This window comes from Streptomyces sp. NPDC002785, assembly GCF_040295565.1.
In the GTDB taxonomy this organism is placed as follows: domain Bacteria; phylum Actinomycetota; class Actinomycetes; order Streptomycetales; family Streptomycetaceae; genus Streptomyces.
Window position 1 is genome coordinate 1 of the sequence record NZ_JBEOVN010000147.1, and the last position, 19032, is coordinate 19032.

Below are 19032 nucleotides of genomic sequence, written 5' to 3' on the forward strand. Positions count from 1 at the left end.
GAGCTGCCTCCCCTGGCCGGGGAGGCAGCTCACAGGGCGAGAGCGAGACGGTGTATGCCGGGTGTCCGGTCAGCCGTGGCGGGGCTGACGGGCCGCCAGGGCGTGGATCGACCCGTCGTCGGTGAGGGCGATCACCCAGTCACCGCTGACGGACAGGGCCGAAGCGACTCCGCCACCGAGGTTGTACTCGGTCAGCCGCTTGCCGGTGGCGCGGTCCAGGACGAGCAGACGGCCGTCCCAGGTGCCCGCGTACACCAGATCCTTGGTCACCAGGGCGTGCATCGCAGGGGATCCGGGCCCCGCGGCGGTGCAGCCGCCTGCCACCCGCCACTTGTCGTCCATGGGGCTTTCCCCGGGCAGGTAGCCGACGGGGGTCTCCCACAGCGGCTTGCTCGGGTCGGCCGCGCTGGTGTCGTAGGCGCGGACGACACCGTCACGGCCGGCGACGTAGGCGATGTCGCCCCGGACGGCGGCGCTCGTCAGCGGAGCCTTGCCGGGCTCGCAGGTCCAGGGGTCGTTCGCCGCGGACTTCCACAGGGCCTTGCCGGTCTTGAGGTCGTGCCCGCGGACACCACTCTGGGTCACCGTCACCACCTGCGGGTCACCGCTCGCCGGATCGGTGAGGGCCGGGGAGGAGTGGCTGTCGATGCCGCCGTCGGTGTCCTGGGCCCACAGCTGCTTGCAGGTCGCGAGGTCCATGGCGACCAGCGTGTTGCTGGAACCCGTCTGCAGGTACACGGTGTCGGAGCCGGGCTGGCGGACCGCCGTGCTGTGGAACTGGCCCCAGGAGGCCGCTCCGTCGAAGCCGCCGAGCAGGTCACCGCTCTTGGCGTCACGGCACCTGATCTTGCTCCAGTTCTGGTAGACCGCGACGGTGCGGTCCTCGCCCTCCAGGTCGAAGACGCTGACCGGGCCACCGGCCCGGCCGTAGCGGCGCACGGTGTCGCCGTGCTGCTGCTCGTCCTCGATCGTCTGCCAGACGACGTGGCCGTCCCGGGCGTCGAGAGCGTAGATCCGGCCGACGGCGGTGGTCAGGTAGACCTTGCCGTCGTGGAGGGCGGGCACCGACTCGGCGTCGCCGTCCAGGTAGGTGCGCCAGATCTCGCGGCCGGACTTGATGTCGTAGGCGAGCATCATGCTGTACGGGGAGTCGAACGCCCGGGAGGAGACGATCACCTTGTTGCCGGCGATCACCGACCCGTTGAGGTTGAACTGCTCACCGGTGTTGGCGGCCCAGCGCAGGTCGAGCTCGGCACCCGGATCGTCCGTGCTCGCGGAGCGTCCCGCCTCGTCGCGGCCCTGACGGGTCCAGTCCTGACCGCTCTTGGGCTTGGCCAACTTGCTGTTGGGCACCACCCGGAAGGTGTTCTCGATGGTGGGCCACGCCTTGCCCTTGGTGTCGACGGCGGTCATCTTCGCCGTGTACGTACCCGGGCCCAGAGACCCGATGCGGTCACTGACCCGGGTCCAGGAGGTCCGGGCTTGCGGACAGGGCTCCGGCTTGCCGCCGGGCGCCGTGTAGCAGTTCTCGATGCCCGTCCGGTGGTTGCTGGAGCCGAACTTCAGTCCGCTCTCCCGCCGTACGGTGCGGCCGCGGCTGTCGCGGACGGTGAGGGTCGCCGTGTGCGGGGTGCGGCCGTCGTCCTCGGCGTACAGCTCGACCGGGATCCTGGCTCCGGTGGGGTGGACACTGCCCTGTGCGGGGCTGACCAGCGCGGCATCGTCATCGACGGTGAACTGCCGGTGCGTACCCTTGACGTAGCCGGTGTCTTCGTTGCGCTTGGTACGCGGGTCGTCGGTGATGTCCTTGAAGTCGAGGATCTTGTAGTCCGGGTGGGAGCCGTCGATGCCGTACTTGCCCTGGTTGTTGACCTCGACCGAGCGCTGGAAGGCACCACGGCGGTACTCGGCCTGCTGGTTGTGACCCGCGGCGAACATCCGCACGTCGTACTTCGCCAGCTCGTCGATGGTCGGCTGCATACCCGCGCCGGGTCCCCATACGGTGAACAGGGACCGGTGCGCGAAGACGAGCACCTGCTTGCCCACGGCGTGGCGCTTGAGGTCCTCACGCAGCCACTCCAGCTGCGGCTTCAGGCCGCTGGAGTCGTAGTTGTCCTCAAGGACGACGATGTGACGGCCGTTGCGGTCGAAGCTGTACCACTCCGGGCCCAGGTTCTTGCGCCAGTACTCCATGCTGCCGGCATAGCCCTGGGAGGTGGCGGTGCCGCCGAAGTCATGGTTGCCGATCGTCGGGTAGAAGGGCATTCCGAGCTTGCCGTCGGTCAGACCCTTGCGCAGGATGTCGTAGCCACCCTGTCGGCGGGGCTCCGCGGCGTAGTCGGTGACCGTCAGATCACCCGTCGTGATCGCCATCGACGCGCCGTCGACCTCGGACATCGCCTCGACCTGGCCGGTCCACTCCGGCAGCGTGCTGCGCGCGGCTGCGTCCGAGGTGTTGGACACCTCGCCGTCGGAATCCATCAGCCACTTCTCGGTGGGGTCGGCGGCGTTCTTGTCCCGCACGAGGGCGAAGTCGATACCGGTGCGCGGACCGCTCCCGGGCACCTTGTGGAAGTACTGCGGGACGGAGTCCTCCCGCAGGACAGGGGTGTAGCCGTTGGGAGAGACGATGTTGACCAGATCGGTCTCCCGGCGGGTCAGGTCCATCCGCAGGGTGTATGAGCCGCCGGCGCCGGTCGTCGTCCAGACGGAGCCGTCGGTGACATCGACGCCGGCCATGGGGTCCTCACCCGGGTCCCGCACACCATTGTGGTTGGCATCCTCGAAGACCGTGCCCTGGACGGACACCCAGTCGCCGGTCGTCGCCGCGTCGGCGGCGAACGCCGTACCGGCCGGCCCCAGACCCGCCACCACGGCGACACCGGCCGCGACCAGCTGCTTACGACGACGGCTGCCCAGCTGACGCCGCTGCGGGCTCTGGAGCTCCGAGCGGCTCCGGAGCGCCCGGCGCAGGGCCAGCAGTGCCACGACGGCCAGGGCCGTACCGAGCGCCACGGGGCCCCACGGGAAGGCGGGTGCCTCATGGGCGCCCGACGCGTCGACGACCGGGGTGGTCGCGGTCGCATCGACCGTGTTGCCGTCGAACTCGACGACGGCCTGGGTCAGTCCGCCCTCCTTCAGCATCGAGGTCAGGTCGAGCTGGTCGACCTGGCAGCTCCATGCCAGCTCGACCACCACACCGCCCGGGACTCCGCCGCTGTCGCCCGCGACGCCGGAGCCGGTGGCCGGGCAGGAGGTGGTCAGAAGGCGCGACGCCCAAGCGCCCGCGTTCTCGGGCGAGACCACGTCACGGTGAACGATGAGCCTCCCGCTGGTGACGTTCTGCTTGGTGGAGACGACGAGTTCGGCATGGTGTGGCGACACATGCGCGGATGCGGGCTGGACACCGAAGCCCAGTACGAAGAACAGCAGCACAAGACTGGCTTTCGCTGCTGCGCGGATTGGTTTCATGCGCAGGAAGCGTGCAGGTGCAACAAGTTCAGAAGCGGAACGTAAAGCAAAGGTTCCGCTTCGTCAGAACAAAAAACTTGCACATGGCGAGTACGCGGCGAGCAGTACGACAAGGCTCGGCCGGTGCTGGACTCCCGTCGTTCACCCCGCTGCCCGCCGCAGCAGCGTCACCACCGCCGCCCCGCCGAGCCCGATGTTGTGGGCCAGGCCGACCCGGGCGTCCTTCACCTGCCTGCCCTGCGCCTCCCCCCTGAGCTGCCAGGTGAGTTCGGCGGCCTGGGCGATTCCGGTGGCGCCGAGCGGGTGCCCCTTGGAGATCAGTCCGCCGGACGGGTTGACCACCCACCGGCCGCCGTACGTGGTGGCCCCGGACTCGACGAGCTTGCCGGACTCGCCCTCGTCGCACAGGCCGAGCGCCTCGTAGGTGAGGAGTTCGTTGATGGAGAAGCAGTCGTGCAGCTCGATGACGTCGAGGTCGGCGGCCGAGAGCCCGGAGGCCTCGTACACCTGCTGGGCGGCGGCCCGCGACATCGGCAGTCCCACGGCGTCGATGCAGGTCCCGGAGGCGAAGGAGTCGCCGGTGTCGGTGGTCATGGCCTGGGCGACGATCTCGACCGCCCGGTCGCCCAGACCGTGTCTCTCGACGAAGCGTTCCGATACGACGACGGCGGCGGCCGACCCGTCGGAGGTGGGTGAGCACTGGAGTTTGGTCAGCGGGCGGTGGATGGTCTTCGCGGCGAGGATCTCCTCGACCGTGTACGGGTCCTGGAACTGGGCGTACGGGTTGTTCACCGAGTGCCGGTGGTTCTTGGCGCCGACCGCGGCGAGTTGTGCCTCGGTCGTCCCGTACCGCTCCATGTGCTCGCGGGCCGCGTTGCCGAATATCTGGGCGGTGGGCGGGCTCATCTCGAAGCCGTGGGCGGCGGCCATGATCCCGTAGTGCTTGGCCACCGGTGATGTCTTGAAGTCCGCCGCACCGCCGTCGGCGCCTTTGCCACCGAGCGCGCCGCGCGTCATCTTCTCGAAGCCGAGCGCGAGGACGCAGTCGCTGCCGCCGCCCTCGACGAACTGCCGGGCCATCATCAGCGCCGTGGATCCGGTGGCACAGTTGTTGTTGACATTGTAGACGGGGACTCCGGTCAGGCCGAGTTCGTAGACGGCGCGCTGACCGGCGGTGGAGGCCTGGAAGCAGTAGCCGGCGGCGACCTGCTGGACCTGCTCGTACGCGAGGGAGGCGTCGGTGAGCGCCGCCGCCCCGGCCTCCTTCGCCATGTCCCAGTACTGCCAGTCGCGTGTCTCGGGCTTCTCGAACTTCGTCATTCCGACACCGACGATGTACGCCTTCATGAGCAAGTCCCTTCGATTCGATCGCGTCAGTCGCGCGGGAGGCCGAGGATGCGCTCGGCGACGACATTGAGCTGAACCTGGGTGGTGCCGCCCGCGATGGTCAGGCAGCGGGACATCAAGAAGCCGTGCACGGCCCGCTCCCCCGCCCCTTCGCCGACCGCGCCGGCCGGGCCGAGCAGTTCGAGGGCCAGCTCGGCGACCTTCTGCTGGTGGGCGGTCTGGACGAGTTTGCGGACGGAGGCTCCCGCGCCCGGTTCGAGTCCGGACACCTGCCGCAGGGTGGTCCGCAGTCCGATGCAGGCGAGTGCGTGGGCCTCGGCGGCGAGTGCTCCGATGCGGGCCCTGTACGTACCGTCGAGTTCACCGGAGCGAGCGATCAGCGCCTCAAGGCCGGTGTCGAAGGTCATCTGGTCGGCCATGTGGACGCGTTCGTTGCCGAGGGTGTTGCGGGCGACCCGCCAGCCGTCGCCGATCTCGCCGACGACGGCGTCGGCGGGCAGCAGGGCGTCGTCGAAGTACACCTCGTTGAAGAGGGAGTCGCCGGTGATCTCCTTCAGCGGGCGGATGTCGATGCCCTCGGTGTTCTTCATGTCGACGAGGAAGTAGCTGAGCCCCTGGTGCTTGGGGGCGTCCGGGTCGGTTCTGGCCAGCAGGATTCCGTGGTCGGCCCATTGGGCGGCGCTCGTCCACACCTTCTGCCCGTTGATCCGCCAGCCCTCGGCCGTCCGTTCGGCCTTCGTCCGGAGCGAGGCGAGGTCGGAACCCGCGCCGGGTTCGGAGAACAGCTGGCACCAGAGGAGTTCGCCGCGCAGGGTGGGCAGCAGATAGCGGTCCTGCTGCTGTGCCGTCCCGTGGGCGATGAGCGAAGGGACGACCCAGGTGGCGATCCCGAGGTCGCTCAGCTTCACCCCCTGTTCCTTCAACTCCTGTTGTACGGCGAGTTGTTGAGTCGGTCCGGCGCCCAGGCCGTAGGGGGCGGGGAGGTGCGGGGCGGCGTAGCCGGTCGGCGCGAGGGCGCGGCGGGCGGCCTTGGGGTCGAGGCCGCGGGCGGCGGCAATGGCTTCGCGCGCCCCGGCCCGGTGGGCAGCGGACTCGGCGGGGAGTTCGAGGGTGAGTTCGCGACGCGCCCCGCCCTCGGCCAGCCGTACGGCCCGCAGCCGGTGGGCGTCACCGGGCCCCAGCAGCTGCCGGGCCACCAGGGCCCGGCGCAGATACAGATGGGCGTCGTGCTCCCAGGTGAAGCCGATGCCGCCGAGGATCTGGATGCAGTCCTTGGCGCAGTCGTACGCGGCGTCGAGTGCGTCCGACGCGGCGAGGGCGGCGACCATGGACCGTACGTCCGGGTCCACCTCCTCGTCGGCGGCGCGGGCCGCGTCCCACACCAGAGCGCGGGCCCGCTCCACCCGTACGAGCATGTCGGCACAGAGGTGCTTGACCCCCTGGAACTGCCCGATGGGGCGGCCGAACTGTTCGCGGACCTTGGCGTACTCGACCGCGGTGTGCAGCGCCTTGGCCGCGGTTCCGCACGCGTCGGCGGAGAAGAGGACGGCGGCGAGGTCACGGACGTGCGCGGTGTCGGTCCGTACGACGCGTTCCACGGGGACGAGTACGCCCTCGGCGCGGACCTCGGCCGTGGGGCGGGTCGGGTCGGCGCTGTGGTGCGGGCGGGCGATCAGCCCTTCGGTGTCGGCGTCGACGGCGAACCAGAGGGTGCCGGTGGCCGATTCGGCGGGCAGCAGGAGGAGGTCGGCGTCGGCGCCGGAGAGGACGGGCGGGGCCGTGCCGTCGAGCAGATGGCCGTCCTCGTGCTCCACTGCGGTGAGGGTGCCGGGGCCGAGGGCGACGGCGCCGATGCGCGTGCCGTCCGCGAGGTCGCGTACCGGCGCGTCCGCCCCCGACGCGTGCAGTACGGCGGAGGCGAGGGCGCTCGCGAGATACGGGCCGGGGAGCGCGGCCCGGCCCGCCTCGTCCAGGACCACGGCCAGATCGAGGAGTTGGCCGCCTCCGCCCCCGTACTCCTCGGGCAGATGGATGGAGAGGAGACCCTGTTCCGCGAGCCCGCCCCAGTGCGCGGGGCGCACGCGGGGGATACCGGGGGCGTCCGCGTCGAGGAGCCCCCGCATCTCCTTGGGCGGCACGGCGCGCGCCAGCCAGCCCCGTACAGCCTGCGCCAACTCCCTGTGTTCTGTGGTGATTCCGATGCTCATGCGGATCCTCGCCGGTCGCAGCCACTGGAACGAGGCGCAAGAGTAGAACACGTTGCAATCTGATGGAAGGTCAGTGAAGGGGGCGGACGGCGAACGGATCGACGCCTGTCTCAGTGTCTTGCCTCACCGGACCCTGCGAAGTCCGGACACGGCCCGCCACCCGTGAGGGCGGCGGGCCGTCGAGGTGGGGGCCGAGGGAATTCACCGGCCTGCTGAAGCGCGGCTCTCGTCGTGCGTAGCTCCCGCACCCGATCGTGGGGATTCCCAGTGGACCCCGTAAGTGGGATGAACAGGACACTCCGGGCCGGCCGGGTGCGCAGCCGTGTCCGTTCGCACCGCGTTCACCGGAATACCTCGGACCTGCGGAAGGTTTCAACCTGCGCACACCTGGCGGTCGTTGCTGCCCGCCACAGGACTTGCACGCCTCTTCAGCCCCTTGACCACGCCGCTCGGAGGCCGCACGTATGCCACAGACGACGAACGGACAGCACGCCGGGGAACTCCCCGATCCGCGGCCCCGCAAGGCAGGCGGCGGTGTCGTCCCCGTACTCGCCTTCGCGGGTATCACCGTCGCGGTGATGCAGACCCTGCTCGTCCCCGTCATCAAGGATCTGCCCGCCCTTCTCCGCACCGATCCGTCCAACGCCACCTGGGTGATGACCGCGACCCTGCTCGCGGGGGCCGTCGCGACCCCGATCATGGGGCGGCTCGGCGATCTCTACGGCAAGCGGAAGATGCTGCTCGCCAGCCTCGCCGTGATGGTGACCGGTTCACTGATATGCGCCTTCACCGACGACCTCGTGGTCATGATCGCGGGACGCGCGCTCCAGGGCTTCGCCATGGGCGCCATCCCGCTGGGCATCGGCATCATGCGCGACGAGCTGCCGCGCGAGAAGCTCGGCTCGGCGATGGCGCTGATGAGTTCCTCGATCGGAGTGGGCGGCGGACTCGCGCTGCCCGCCGCCGCGCTGGTCGCCCAGCACTCCGACTGGCACACCCTCTTCTTCGGGGCGGCCGGTCTCGGTGTGCTGTCGATGGTGCTCACCGCCCTCGTCGTACCGGAGACCACGCTGCGCGCCCCCGGACGGTTCGACCTCGCCGGCGCACTCGGGCTCTCGCTCGGCCTGGTCTGCCTGCTGCTGCCCGTCACCAAGGGCAGTGACTGGGGCTGGACTTCCGGCACCACGCTCGGTCTGATCGCCGCGGCGCTGGTGATTCTGGTCCTGTGGGGCCTCTTCGAGCTGCGCAGCCCGGCTCCGCTGGTCGATCTGCGGACCACGGCCCGGCGCGAGGTACTGCTCACCAACCTCTCCTCAATCATGGTCGGGGTCGCCTTCTACGCCGTCTCGCTCGTCCTGCCGCAGCTGCTCCAGCTGCCGACGTCGACGGGGTACGGACTCGGCCGGTCGATGGTGGTCGCCGGGCTGTGCGTGGCGCCGCTCGGCCTGACGATGATGTTCGTCGCCCCGCTGTACGCCCGGCTGTCCGCCCGCCGCGGCCCCAAGGTGTCGCTGATGCTCGGCATGCTGATCATCGCGATCGGATACGGGGCCGGGCTCGGGCTGATGAGCGCCGCCTGGCAGACCGTCGTGATCGCGGTGGTGATCGGGGCCGGTATCGGACTCGCTTATTCCTCGCTGCCCGCACTGATCATCGGGGCCGTCGATCCGTCCGAGACGGGTGCGGCCAACGGTCTGAACAGCCTGATGCGGTCGATCGGTACGTCGGTGTCGAGCGCCGTGATCGGCATGGTGCTGGCGAACACCTCGGTGCGAACGGGCGGGGTGTCATTGCCCTCGATGGAGGGATTCCGCATCTCGTTCCTGATCGCGACGGGCGCGGTGGTGGTCGGGCTGGTACTGGCCGCGTTCCTGCCCTCGCAGCGCGATGCGATGCGCCCGGCGCTGCTGGTGAGCAGCGACGACGACGCCTCGGCCCCCGTACTCTCCGCATCCCGCCCGGTCACCGGCTCGGGCGGCTTCCGCGGCCGGGTGCTGGACGCGGACGGCAGGCCGGTGGCCCGCGCCAATGTCACGCTGATCGACCACCGGGGCCGACAGGCCGGTCTCACCGTGGCGGACGGGGACGGCCACTACATGCTGGCCACCCCCTGTGGCGGCAACTTCGTGCTGGCCGGATCGGCGACCGGATACGCGCCGCGCGCCTACCCGGCGGCCTACCCCGGCAACGGGCTGCCGGTCGACGCCGATCTGGTGCTGAGCGTCAGCGCACCGGAGCGCCGAACCACGGTGTCGTCGTGAGCAGATGAGGGACGTTCGACCCCGCGACGAACTCCTGCGGGGCGCTTTTCGGACTTTCCACCCGAAGGCATTCTCGTGGCGTTGCGGCCGCAGTCCTACCCCTATTCTTCTACAGCAATGTAGAGGAAGCGCGGGGTGCCCGACTTGCCCTGACCGGCTGTCGGCACACTGCTCTGTTCCTCTGTCGATCCGTGATCCATTGGGAGGGGTTTGGTATGGCTTCGATCGACCTGGACAAGGTGCTGGACAAGGCGTGGGCGGACAAGAGTGTGCCGGAGGTGCTGGCCGCGCCGGTCTCCGTGCTCAAGGGCGTCTCCGACCGCCAGGGCGCGCTGCTGGAGGAGGCGTTCGGGATCAAGACCGTCGCCGACCTGGCCGGCCTGAAGTACGTCGGCTGGGCGCAGGCCCTGGCTGCTCTGGACTCCGCCAAGTAAGGCCCCGCAGGAGCGGGCCGGGTACCGCCGCGAGCCGACGGTACCCGGCCCGCCCGTTTCGTGATCATCAAGCGCACACAAGAAGGAGAACGCGGTCATGGTGTTCAAGCGACTCCTCGGTTCGCTCGGCGTGGGCGGCCCAGCCGTAGACACCGTCATCGAACCGGTCTCCGCCGTCCCTGGCGGAACCCTGTCCGGGCAGGTCAACCTCAAGGGCGGCAACGCCGACTTCACCATCGACCACATCACCTTGGAGCTGATCGCCCGCGTCGAGGCCGAGCACGAGCACGGCGAGTCCGAGGGTGCGGTCGTCTTCCACCGCATCGCCGTCGGCGGGAACTTCCGCCTTGCCGAGGGCGAGCAGCGCAGCATCCCGTTCGCCTTCCCGCTGCCGTGGGAGACCCCGATCACCGAGCTGTACGGGCAGCCGCTGGGCATCGTGCTCGGCGTGCGTACCGAACTCGGCGTCGCCGGTGCCAAGGACAAGGGGGACCTCGACCCGCTCACCGTCCATCCGCTGCCCGCCCAGGAGGCGATCCTGGAAGCACTCGGCCAGCTCGGCTTCGGCTTCAAGTCCGCCGACCTGGAGTACGGACACATCCACGGCACCGGCCAGCAGCTGCCCTTCTACCAGGAGATCGAGCTCACCCCGCCCGCGCAGTACGCCCACGCCGTCAACGAGGTCGAGGTCACCTTCCTGGCGGGCCCGGCCGGCCTCGAGGTCGTCATCGAGGCCGACAAGCGCGGCGGCTTCTTCATCGAAGGCCACGACGCGCTCTCCCGCCACATCGTGGCCTACGCGGATGTCCACACCCGGAACTGGAACGCCGAGGTGGACGGCTGGATCCAGGAGATGGTCGAGCACCGCGCTTCCTACGGCCACGCCGCCCATCTCCCGCACGCCTCCCACGGCGGGTACACGGACAAGGGCCACGGCCACCACGGACACGGCGACCACCCCGAGCACCGCTCCGGACCAGGCATGGGCACCGCCATCGCTGCGGGCGCCGCGGGGCTTGCCGTGGGCGTGGTCGGCGGCATGGTCGCCGCCGAGGCGGTCGACGAGATCGGCGACTTCTTCGAGGGCGACGACGACGAAGACGGCGACGACGACGCCTGACCGGAGACCGCCGCGGGACGCCGTCCGCTGAACCTCACCCTCAGCGCGCGTCCTGCGGCGGCCTTTAGAAGCCCGTAGATTCGGGGCTGCACCCACCCCGGTCGACGGAACCGCACCCCGGCACAGGCCTTCGCCGGTTCACTTTCGCCAGCAGCCCCCTGATGTATTTACGGAGACGGACACGATGGTGTGACATCCAGTGGCACCCAGTAGCACCCCGCATTACTGTGGATGTCATGGCAGGACAGCAGGAGATCACGCAACGCGACCTGCGCAACAGGTCCAAAGAGATCATGGACGCCGTCCAGGGCGGGCAGGCCTTCACTGTCACGCGGGACGGACATCGCATCGGCGAGCTGATCCCGCTGCGCCGACGCAGGCGGTTCGTCCCGCGCGGCGAGTTCACCGCCATGTCCCGTACCGCTCCGGACATCTCGCTGGACGCCTTCCGGGCGGATCAGGATGCCACCGCCGAGCAGAGGCTGGACGACCCCTATGCCCGCTGAGTACGACCAGGGTCTGCTGGACACCAACATCATGATCCTTCGCAGATGGGTGGATCCCGAGGAACTCCCTGCCGAGGTGGCGATCAGCGCCATCACACTGGCCGAGCTCTCCGCCGGCCCGCACGAGGTGCGGCGGAACGAAGAGCAGGACGACTTCGACGAGTACGCCGAGCGGGCCCGTCGGCTGGACGTCCTCCAGCGTGCCGAGAACGAGTTCGACGCGATCCCCTTCGACGCGGAGGCAGCCCGCGTCTACGGCAGGGTCTGCGCTGCCGTGATCGGTGCCGGCCGTAAACCGCGGCGCCGAGTAGCCGACTTGATGATCGCGTCCATCGCCATCGCCGAGGAGCTTCCGCTCTTCACCATGAACCCCGATGATTTCAAAGGGCTGGACGACCTGCTCACCGTTGTCGCCGTCACACGACCGCAGGTGCTCCACGACCGATAGGCCGTCGGGGTGCGCCCCGACTCTGCCCCCACGTACGCCCCCGCCGAAGCCTTCGGCAGGGGCGTACGGCACGATGGGGCGCCGTCGAACGCGTACCCCGCAGAACCGTCCCCACCAGGAGGAACCCGTGCCCGCCGAGTCCGTCGCCGAGCCCAAGCCCGAGATTCTCGCCGCCTTCGAGGCCGCCAAGGGCTTCATGCCGGTGGTCGAAGGACTCGCGCTGTACCGGGCCGCCGTCGAGGCCGCCGCGCTGGGGCTGCCGGTCCTCGAGGTCGGGACGTACTGCGGGCGCTCCACCATCCTGCTCGCCGATGCCGCCCGCGCGGCCGGCGTGACGGCTCTCACCGTCGACCACCACCGCGGCAGCGAGGAGCAGCAGCCCGGCTGGGAGTACCACGACCCGACCGTCGTCGACCCGGAGGTCGGCCGGATGGACACGCTGCCGACGTTCCGCCGGACCCTGCACGCGGCAGGTCTCGAAGACCATGTGGTGGCCCTGATCGGACGCTCTCCGCAGGTCGCGGCCGTCTGGGGCGGAAAGCTCGGCTTCGTCTTCATCGACGGCGGTCACACCGACGAGCATGCGAACGGTGACTACGAGGGCTGGGCGCCGCATGTCGCCGAGGGCGGGCTGCTCGTGATCCACGATGTGTTCCCGGACCCCGCGCACGGCGGCCAGGCCCCGTACCGCGTCTATCTGCGAGCGCTGGCCTCCGGCGTGTTCACCGAGGTCTCGGTGACGGATTCGCTGCGTGTGCTGCGCCGCACGGGGTCGGGTACCTGAGGACAACGCCCCGATAGCATCGCGGGGTGCCGTACGACGAGAGCGTTCCCCCCACACCGCGCCGCAGGCCCCTGTTCGTCGCCGCCGCGCTCGCAGCCGTGTGCCTGAGCGCCGCGGGCTGCGGCGCGGGCGGTGACAGCGACGGGGCGCAGGAGCGGCCCCGGCCGGGCAGCGGTGGTACCTCCGCCGCGCCGCCGTCGGCCTCGCCGTCGAAGAGCGCTCCGGCGCCGGAGAAGACGTCCGCCTCCCCCACCCCGTCCGCGAAGCCCTCGAAGCCCGCGCCCGGTCGGGCGTCGGGGCCGTTGTCCGGGAAGACCGTCGTCATCGACCCCGGGCACAACCCCGACAACCATCTGCACACCCGCGAGATCAACCGTCAGGTGGACATCGGCACCACGCACAAGGAGTGCGACACCACCGGCACCTCGACCAACTCCGGTTACGCGGAAGCCCGGTTCACCCTTGACGTGTCGCACCGGCTGCGCACGCTCCTGCAGGCGCAGGGCGCGAAGGTCGTGCTGACGTACGACAACGACCGCCCGTACGGGCCGTGTGTCGACGAGCGCGCCCGGATCGGCAACGACGCCAAGGCCGATGCGGTGGTCTCGGTGCACGCGGACGGTTCCGCGGTCGGCAACCGCGGCTTCCATGTGATCCTCCCCGCACTGGTAAGGGGAGGATCGGCGGACACCTCGAAGATCGTCGAACCGTCGCGCGATCTCGGCACCCGGATCGCCGGTCTCTTCGTACGCGCCACCGGAAGTGCGCCTTCCAATTATGTGGGCGGCAATACCGGGTTGGACATCCGCAAGGACCTGGGCGGATTGAATTTGTCGACCGTGCCCAAGGTGTTCATCGAATGCGGCAATATGCGTGACCCGAAGGATGCCGCTCTGCTCACCAGTGCGAGCTGGCGCCAGAAGGCGGCGCAGGGCATTGCCGATGGCATCAGCGGCTATCTGAAGGGGTAGCAAGAGGTAGTTGTGAGGCGAAATTGGGGGGAAGTGCGTTCAGGGCCCAGGCAGGGACACAACCCGTCCAGGCAGACGATAGATTCATCCGTACGATGGGGAGCCGCTTCCCCAGCTTCGCGCCGTGCCCGACCTACCGGTGGCAGCGACGACCGCCCCGACGAGACAATCGACTAAGGACCTTCACGTGAATATCCGCTCCCTCACTCGAGGCGACGGCGTGGTGATCGGAGCAGCGGTGGTGCTGTTCATCGCCTCTTTCCTCGACCTCTCCGGCTTCAAATGCCCTGCGGGTCTCAACTGCTCCGCCTACAACACCCCGAACGCCTGGGACGCCCTCGGGGTCCTCATGAGCGTCTTCCTGGCCGGAATCATCGGTGCGGCGCTGGTCGTTGTGGGCCGCGCCATGCCGAGCCGAAAGGTCGTAGGCCTCGACCTCGGCCAATTCGGAGCCGCTTTCAGTGTCTTCGCGGTCTGGACGGCCTTCTGGACGACGATCGACGCCAGCGACGCGGGCGTCGGCCTGATCCTCGGCCTGCTCGCGACCATCGTGCTCGCGGGCGGCGCGATCGCCACCCCGCTGGTCCCCGCGCTCAAGGCCCCCCTGATGGGCGCCCCGCGTCCGCAGGCCGTGCAGTCGCCGTACGGCGGCCAGCAGCAGCCCGGCCAGGGATACGGCTACCCCGGCGCCCAGCAGCCTTACGGTGCGCAGCCCGGTCAGCCGCAGCCGTACGGTGCGCAGCCGCAAGCCGGTCAGCCGCAGCCCGGTCAGCCGCAGCCGCAGCCGCAGCAGGCTCAGCAGGCTCCGGCGGCCGGTGCACCGTCCGGCGACTTCACGCCGTTCTGGTTCGCGGTGCCGGTGGCCCGCCCGCTGTACGGGGAGGACGGTTCGCCGTCGCCGATCGCCGAGTTGGCGCCCGGCACCTGGTACCTCGCGGTGGAGCAGCGCGGTCCGGGCCTCATCGCCCAGACGCAGGACGGCCGTCGTGGCGTGCTCCAGGACACCACGGGCATCCAGCGCGGCTGAGCCCACGCTTCAGTAGCACGAACAGCGGCCTCTCGCCCCTTCCGGGCGGGGGGCCGCTGTCGTACTCTCCGTTCGTGCGCCAAAGACCTGACGTGGTGTCAGAACTGGTGGGAGGCAGCGGAATGCGGCTCGGACTCGCGCTCGGTTACTGGGGCCGCGGCCCGAACCCCGCCCATCTGGAGCTCGCCCGGGAGGCGGAGGAGCTGGGGTACGGATCGGTGTGGACGGCGGAGGCCTGGGGCTCCGACGCGTTCACCCCGCTGACCTGGATCGCCGCGCACACCTCCCGCATCCGGCTGGGCACCGGTATCGCGCAGATGGCGGCGCGTACCCCGACCGCGACCGCCATGCACGCCCTGACCCTCGACCATCTCTCCGGCGGCCGGATGATGCTCGGCCTGGGGCTGTCCGGGCCGCAGGTGGTGGAGGGCTGGTACGGGAGGCCGTTCCCGAAGAGCCCGCTGACCGCGACCCGCGAGTACGTCGACGTCATCCGCCAAGTACTCGGCCGTGAGGCTCCGGTCGAGCTGGACGGGCGCTTCCACTCCCACCCGTACAACGGTCCGGACGCCACCGGTCTGGGCAAGCCGCTGAAGCCGATCACCCATCCGCTGCGATCCCGGCTGCCTGTACTGCTCGGGGCGGAGGGGCCGAAGAACATCGCGCAGACGACGAGGATCGCCGACGGCTGGCTGCCGCTGTACTGGTCACCGCTGCGCACCGATGTGTACGAGGCGTCGCTCACGGACCTTCCCGACGGATTCGTGATCGCGCCGATGGCCCGCGCACAGGTCTGTGACGATGTCGCTGAGGGGCTGCTGCCGGTGAAGGCGATGCTCGGCTTCTACATCGGGGGGATGGGGCACGCGGCCCGAAACTTCCACGCCGATCTGATGGCGCGGATGGGTTTCGAGGAGGAGGCGCGGCGGATCCAGCAGCTGTTCCTCGAAGGGCGCAAGAAGGAGGCGGTGCTGGCGGTCCCGGACGCGTTCGCCGATGAGATCTCGCTCGTCGGGCCGCGCCAACGGATCGCGGAACGTCTGGAGTTGTGGCGCAAGGGGCCGGTGACCGATCTGCTGGTCACGGCGCCGGACCCGCACACGCTGCGGGTGCTCGCGGAGCTCAGCTAGGGCGGGCCGGGTCCGTGGGCCAGGCGCCGGTGCTCACAGGCGCAGGCCGTATGCGCCGTCGTGTCGCGGTCCGCTCCCAGGGCTGGGGGTCGGGGTACGTCAGGAGTTCCAGGGTGCTGCCCCACGGGGTGCGCAGATACGCGAACCGGTTGCGCTCCCCCGCTTCGGGGCCCAGCAGCGGCTGCGCCTCTGCGAGCAGCAAGGCGCCGGCGGCCACACAGTCCCGTACGGCCGCGTCCAGGTCGTCGGCGTAGAGCGCCACATGCTGCCAGCCGAAGTCGCAGGGCCGCACCGGGGGTTCCCGGCGGGGCCCCTGGAACTCGAACAGCTTGATTCCCGGGCCGTCACCGGGAAGGGCCAGCATCCTGATCGCCAACTGCTCTGTTCCTGCCGGGACTCCGAGCCGTCGCTCGACGTCCGGCCCGCCCTGCGGGTGGTCCTGGCGGCGCAGGGCGTCGTACAGCACCTCGGCTCCCAACGCCCGGACGAGAAAGAGGGTGGCGGTCTCCAGGTCGGGGACCGTGACCCCGATGTGGTCGATGCCTCGCACACTTGTGGCCGTCATGGGTTCACCGCTCCTGTCCCGGGGCTGCGCAGAGTGCCCCGTCCGCCCCGGAGCGGGCCCGCTCCGGGGTCGTTCCCCCGCGCGACCAGGCCAGCAGTTCGCCGGCCGACCACGTGGTGATGACGCGTTCCGCCGGGACGTGGCACTCCTCGGCGCGGGCGCAGCCGTGGATCTGCCAGTCCAGCTGCCCGGGCGCGTGTGCGTCGGTGTCGACGGAGAACAGGGTGCCCGCGGCGACGGCGCGGCGCAGCAGCCGGCGGGGCGGGTCGAGCCGTTCGGGCCGGCTGTTGATCTCCACCGCCGTGCCCGCCTCCGCGCACGCGGCGAAGACCTCGTCCGCGTCGAACCGGGACTCCGGGCGGCCCCGGCCGGTGATCAGCCGTCCGGTGCAGTGCCCGAGGACGTTCGCCCGCGGATGGCGGACGGCCGCGAGCAGGCGTCCGGTCATCCGGGCCGTGTCCATCCGCAGTTCGGAGTGTACGGAGACCACCACGACGTCCAGCTGCTCCAGCAGTTCCTCCTCCTGGTCGAGGGAGCCGTCGGGGAGGATGTCGCACTCGATGCCGGTGAACAGCCGGAACGGCGTCCAGCCCGCGTTGAGCTCGGCAATCACGTCCAGCTGCCGGCGCAGCCGCTCCGGGGAGAGCCCGTTCGCCACGGTCAGCCGGGGCGAGTGGTCGGTGAGGGCCGCCCACTCATGGCCCAGCTCCGCCGCTGTGCGGCCCATCTCCTCGATCGGGCTGCCCCCGTCCGACCAGTCGGAGTGCAGATGGCAGTCGCCGCGCAGCAGGGCGAGGAGGCGCCCGCCGCCCTCGGCGAGCGGGGCAGCAGCGGCCTCCTCCTCCAGCCGCTCCAGGTAGCCGGGCACTTCTCCGGCCACCGCCTCGCGGATCACCTGGGCGGTCTTCGGCCCGATACCCCTGACCGGCTCCAGCGAGCCGTCGGCCACCCGCTGTGCGGCCTCACCGTCCGCCATCGCCGCCACCACGTCGGCGGCCGTACGGAATGCCTGCACGCGGTAGGTGCCGGCCCTGCCGCGTTCCAGCAGGAAGGCGATCCGTTTCAGGGCGCGGACGGGCTCCATCGGCACCTCCACAGGGGCCGCCGGACACAACGGGCTGTCCTCTCCAGCTTGGCTCAGCACCGCCGCGCCCGCACAGCGGAGGGGGACCGCACAGCGGGCGGTGCCCGGGTGGCGGCCGGTGGAGGCTCAGCCGAACGCCGCGCGCTCCAGCCAGAAGTCCAGCAGTTCCGCGTCCCCCAGCACCTCGACCCGGTCGCTGTCCGCAGCGAGGCGCCGGTTGAAGACCAGCATGACGTCGGTGAGCGGGCCCCGCAGCGCCACGGTCGCCTTCTCGTGGGCGCGCCGCCAGGTGAAGCCGTTCTCACCGAACTCGATCAGCCACTCGGCCCCCGGCGCGTCCGTGGCGTGCAGATGGATCGAGCCCCTGCCGCCGCGCAGTCCGGCGGCCTCCTTGTGGCCCCCGGCCTGCATGAAGGCGACGATCTCCAGCCACTCCTCGATGGTGTCGACGGCCAGCTCCGGAGCCACTTCGTAGCCGGTGTTCGCGGTGATCGCCGCGTCGGCCTGGTGGACGATCGTCTCGTGCGCCATGCGACGCGCCCAGAAGCCCGTGTTCCGCTCCCACCCCCAGGACCACACCTCCTGGTCGGGGCCGGCCGCCCGCAGCGCCTCGACGGTCTTCGCCGCGCCGTCCGCCAGCCAGGCGTTGAGCACGGCGGGGTCGTCGCCCTCGGGCCTGGACTCCGGTACCCGTTCGTGCGGGACGGCTTCGGTGGCCCGGGTGCGTACGATCTCGCCCGCCCAGCGATGGGCGCCGCCGACATGGACGGCGAGGTCGCGCAGGGTCCAGTCGGGGCAGGTCGGGACGGTCGCGCCGAGGTCGGCGCCCTTGATCGCCGCCCTCAACGCGTCGGTGCGGCCGATGATTTCGTCACAGTAGAGGTCGTGCGGGAGTGAGCTCATGTCGCGAACCGTAGTGCGCGACACCCCCTCTTGCATGTGTTTATCCGCCGAGCTGCGAGCTGGTGGGCACCTTGTCCTTCACCTCGGCGCCCGCGCTCCTGCCCGCGTCCTTGATGCCGTTGATCACTCCCTCGAAGGAGCCGATGTCGCCCGCGCCCGCCTCGCCCTTGCGGAGCTTGGTGCCGAGCCCCTTGAGCGATTCGATGCCCGCCGTCAGCGGCGCGACCGCCTTCGACAGCAGCGGGTCGCCCTTGGCGTTGACCACCGCGGCCTTCAGCCGGTTGTAGACGAAGCCGCCCGCGAGCCCGGCCTTGACCAGAGCGAACGTCCGCCCGTCCGCGCCCTTCTTGAACGTGCCCGCACGGTATGGCTTCACGATCCACTGGTACGTCGCACCGGCCGCGAGCCCCGCATTGGCGACGAACCGCGTCTTGGCGAACTTCTGCGCCTCGGCCGAGGACGTGCCGCTCGGGGACGCGGAGCTGCTCGCGGTCTTGCTCCCATTGCCGCCGCCGCACGCCGTGGCGCCCACGAGCACGGCGCAGGACAGCAGCAGCGGGAGGATCAGACGGCGGAGCGGTACGGGGCGTACGGGGCGGTTCACGGCGGGACTGGGCACAGCGAGCCTCCTTGGCCGGGCGCATCACGGCTGCCTTCATGGTGAGTGACACTTCCGGCACTCTCCGTCAGGATCACCCGGCCCCGGGCGGCGCGCCACTCGGGGCCGCCGTCCGGGACCAGCCGGAGTACGCCGGATATCGCAAGAGCACACGA

Annotated in this window: 16 protein-coding genes; 9 read left to right on the plus strand and 7 right to left on the minus strand. The window is 70.3% G+C overall.

Annotation, left to right across the window (positions count from 1 at the left end; genetic code table 11):
• Positions 1 to 69 precede the first annotated feature (69 nt).
• The 3 genes from ABTZ94_RS27310 to ABTZ94_RS27320 all read right to left on the minus strand — a co-directional run bounded on the left by ABTZ94_RS27310 (position 70) and on the right by ABTZ94_RS27320 (position 7025).
• Positions 70 to 3471 carry an outer membrane protein assembly factor BamB family protein gene (locus ABTZ94_RS27310; RefSeq protein WP_351204412.1) on the minus strand — a complete coding sequence of 1134 codons (3402 nt, stop codon included), beginning with the start codon at positions 3469 to 3471 and terminating at the stop codon, positions 70 to 72.
• Positions 3472 to 3612: 141 nt separating this feature from the next.
• Positions 3613 to 4818, minus strand: coding sequence for a lipid-transfer protein (locus ABTZ94_RS27315; RefSeq protein WP_351204414.1), 1206 nt, complete (start codon positions 4816 to 4818; stop codon positions 3613 to 3615).
• 26 nt (positions 4819 to 4844) lie between these two features.
• Positions 4845 to 7025, minus strand: a complete 2181-nt coding sequence (locus tag ABTZ94_RS27320; protein ID WP_351204416.1) for an acyl-CoA dehydrogenase family protein — start codon at positions 7023 to 7025, stop codon at positions 4845 to 4847.
• A 464-nt stretch (positions 7026 to 7489) separates the two neighbouring features.
• Here ABTZ94_RS27320 and ABTZ94_RS27325 point away from each other — a divergent pair, with 464 nt between their 5' ends.
• The 9 genes from ABTZ94_RS27325 (at position 7490) to ABTZ94_RS27365 (ending at position 15706) form a co-directional block, all read left to right on the plus strand.
• Positions 7490 to 9286, plus strand: a complete 1797-nt coding sequence (locus ABTZ94_RS27325) for an MFS transporter (RefSeq protein ID WP_351204418.1) — start codon at positions 7490 to 7492, stop codon at positions 9284 to 9286.
• A gap of 215 nt (positions 9287 to 9501) precedes the next feature.
• Positions 9502 to 9720 (plus strand): hypothetical protein, encoded by a 219-nt coding sequence (locus tag ABTZ94_RS27330; RefSeq protein WP_351204420.1) that lies wholly within the window; start codon positions 9502 to 9504, stop codon positions 9718 to 9720.
• Between the two features lie 97 nt (positions 9721 to 9817).
• A complete protein-coding gene (locus ABTZ94_RS27335; RefSeq protein WP_351204422.1) occupies positions 9818 to 10840 on the plus strand; it encodes a sporulation protein in 1023 nt (340 codons plus the stop codon).
• A 236-nt stretch (positions 10841 to 11076) separates the two neighbouring features.
• Entirely contained in the window at positions 11077 to 11346 is a 270-nt protein-coding gene (locus tag ABTZ94_RS27340) for a type II toxin-antitoxin system Phd/YefM family antitoxin (protein WP_351204424.1), read from the plus strand.
• A complete protein-coding gene (locus ABTZ94_RS27345) occupies positions 11336 to 11794 on the plus strand; it encodes a type II toxin-antitoxin system VapC family toxin (RefSeq protein ID WP_351204426.1) in 459 nt (152 codons plus the stop codon). The genes ABTZ94_RS27340 and ABTZ94_RS27345 overlap by 11 nt, the downstream gene beginning before the upstream one ends.
• A gap of 127 nt (positions 11795 to 11921) precedes the next feature.
• Positions 11922 to 12578, plus strand: coding sequence for a class I SAM-dependent methyltransferase (locus tag ABTZ94_RS27350; RefSeq protein ID WP_502967314.1), 657 nt, complete (start codon positions 11922 to 11924; stop codon positions 12576 to 12578).
• Positions 12579 to 12604: 26 nt separating this feature from the next.
• Positions 12605 to 13549 (plus strand): N-acetylmuramoyl-L-alanine amidase, encoded by a 945-nt coding sequence (locus ABTZ94_RS27355; protein ID WP_351204428.1) that lies wholly within the window; start codon positions 12605 to 12607, stop codon positions 13547 to 13549.
• Positions 13550 to 13736: 187 nt separating this feature from the next.
• On the plus strand, positions 13737 to 14576 hold the full coding sequence (locus tag ABTZ94_RS27360) for a DUF5336 domain-containing protein (RefSeq protein WP_351204430.1): 840 nt from the start codon (positions 13737 to 13739) through the stop codon (positions 14574 to 14576).
• A gap of 122 nt (positions 14577 to 14698) precedes the next feature.
• Entirely contained in the window at positions 14699 to 15706 is a 1008-nt protein-coding gene (locus ABTZ94_RS27365) for an LLM class F420-dependent oxidoreductase (RefSeq protein ID WP_351204442.1), read from the plus strand.
• Here the strand turns inward: ABTZ94_RS27365 and ABTZ94_RS27370 are convergent.
• From ABTZ94_RS27370 to ABTZ94_RS27385, 4 genes are all read right to left on the minus strand, one after another.
• Entirely contained in the window at positions 15699 to 16271 is a 573-nt protein-coding gene (locus ABTZ94_RS27370) for a VOC family protein (protein WP_351204432.1), read from the minus strand. The two genes, ABTZ94_RS27365 and ABTZ94_RS27370, sit on opposite strands and share 8 nt — an antisense overlap.
• A gap of 4 nt (positions 16272 to 16275) precedes the next feature.
• Complete coding sequence (locus tag ABTZ94_RS27375) at positions 16276 to 17355, minus strand: PHP domain-containing protein (protein ID WP_351204434.1); 1080 nt, start codon at positions 17353 to 17355, stop codon at positions 16276 to 16278.
• Positions 17356 to 17481: 126 nt separating this feature from the next.
• Positions 17482 to 18258 (minus strand): maleylpyruvate isomerase family mycothiol-dependent enzyme, encoded by a 777-nt coding sequence (locus ABTZ94_RS27380; RefSeq protein ID WP_351204436.1) that lies wholly within the window; start codon positions 18256 to 18258, stop codon positions 17482 to 17484.
• Between the two features lie 40 nt (positions 18259 to 18298).
• A complete protein-coding gene (locus ABTZ94_RS27385) occupies positions 18299 to 18877 on the minus strand; it encodes a hypothetical protein (RefSeq protein ID WP_351204438.1) in 579 nt (192 codons plus the stop codon).
• Positions 18878 to 19032: the final 155 nt, after the last annotated feature.

What these genes read in the sequence shown, in the direction of transcription:
- ABTZ94_RS27310 (WP_351204412.1), bottom strand. Translation starts at nt 3,471, where the DNA reads ATGAAACCAATCCGCGCAGCAGCGAAAGCCAGTCTTGTGCTGCTGTTC.
- ABTZ94_RS27315 (WP_351204414.1), bottom strand. Translation starts at nt 4,818, where the DNA reads ATGAAGGCGTACATCGTCGGTGTCGGAATGACGAAGTTCGAGAAGCCC.
- ABTZ94_RS27320 (WP_351204416.1), bottom strand. Translation starts at nt 7,025, where the DNA reads ATGAGCATCGGAATCACCACAGAACACAGGGAGTTGGCGCAGGCTGTA.
- ABTZ94_RS27325 (WP_351204418.1), top strand. Translation starts at nt 7,490, where the DNA reads ATGCCACAGACGACGAACGGACAGCACGCCGGGGAACTCCCCGATCCG.
- ABTZ94_RS27330 (WP_351204420.1), top strand. Translation starts at nt 9,502, where the DNA reads ATGGCTTCGATCGACCTGGACAAGGTGCTGGACAAGGCGTGGGCGGAC.
- ABTZ94_RS27335 (WP_351204422.1), top strand. Translation starts at nt 9,818, where the DNA reads ATGGTGTTCAAGCGACTCCTCGGTTCGCTCGGCGTGGGCGGCCCAGCC.
- ABTZ94_RS27340 (WP_351204424.1), top strand. Translation starts at nt 11,077, where the DNA reads ATGGCAGGACAGCAGGAGATCACGCAACGCGACCTGCGCAACAGGTCC.
- ABTZ94_RS27345 (WP_351204426.1), top strand. Translation starts at nt 11,336, where the DNA reads ATGCCCGCTGAGTACGACCAGGGTCTGCTGGACACCAACATCATGATC.
- ABTZ94_RS27365 (WP_351204442.1), top strand. Translation starts at nt 14,699, where the DNA reads ATGCGGCTCGGACTCGCGCTCGGTTACTGGGGCCGCGGCCCGAACCCC.
- ABTZ94_RS27370 (WP_351204432.1), bottom strand. Translation starts at nt 16,271, where the DNA reads ATGACGGCCACAAGTGTGCGAGGCATCGACCACATCGGGGTCACGGTC.
- ABTZ94_RS27375 (WP_351204434.1), bottom strand. Translation starts at nt 17,355, where the DNA reads ATGGAGCCCGTCCGCGCCCTGAAACGGATCGCCTTCCTGCTGGAACGC.
- ABTZ94_RS27380 (WP_351204436.1), bottom strand. Translation starts at nt 18,258, where the DNA reads ATGAGCTCACTCCCGCACGACCTCTACTGTGACGAAATCATCGGCCGC.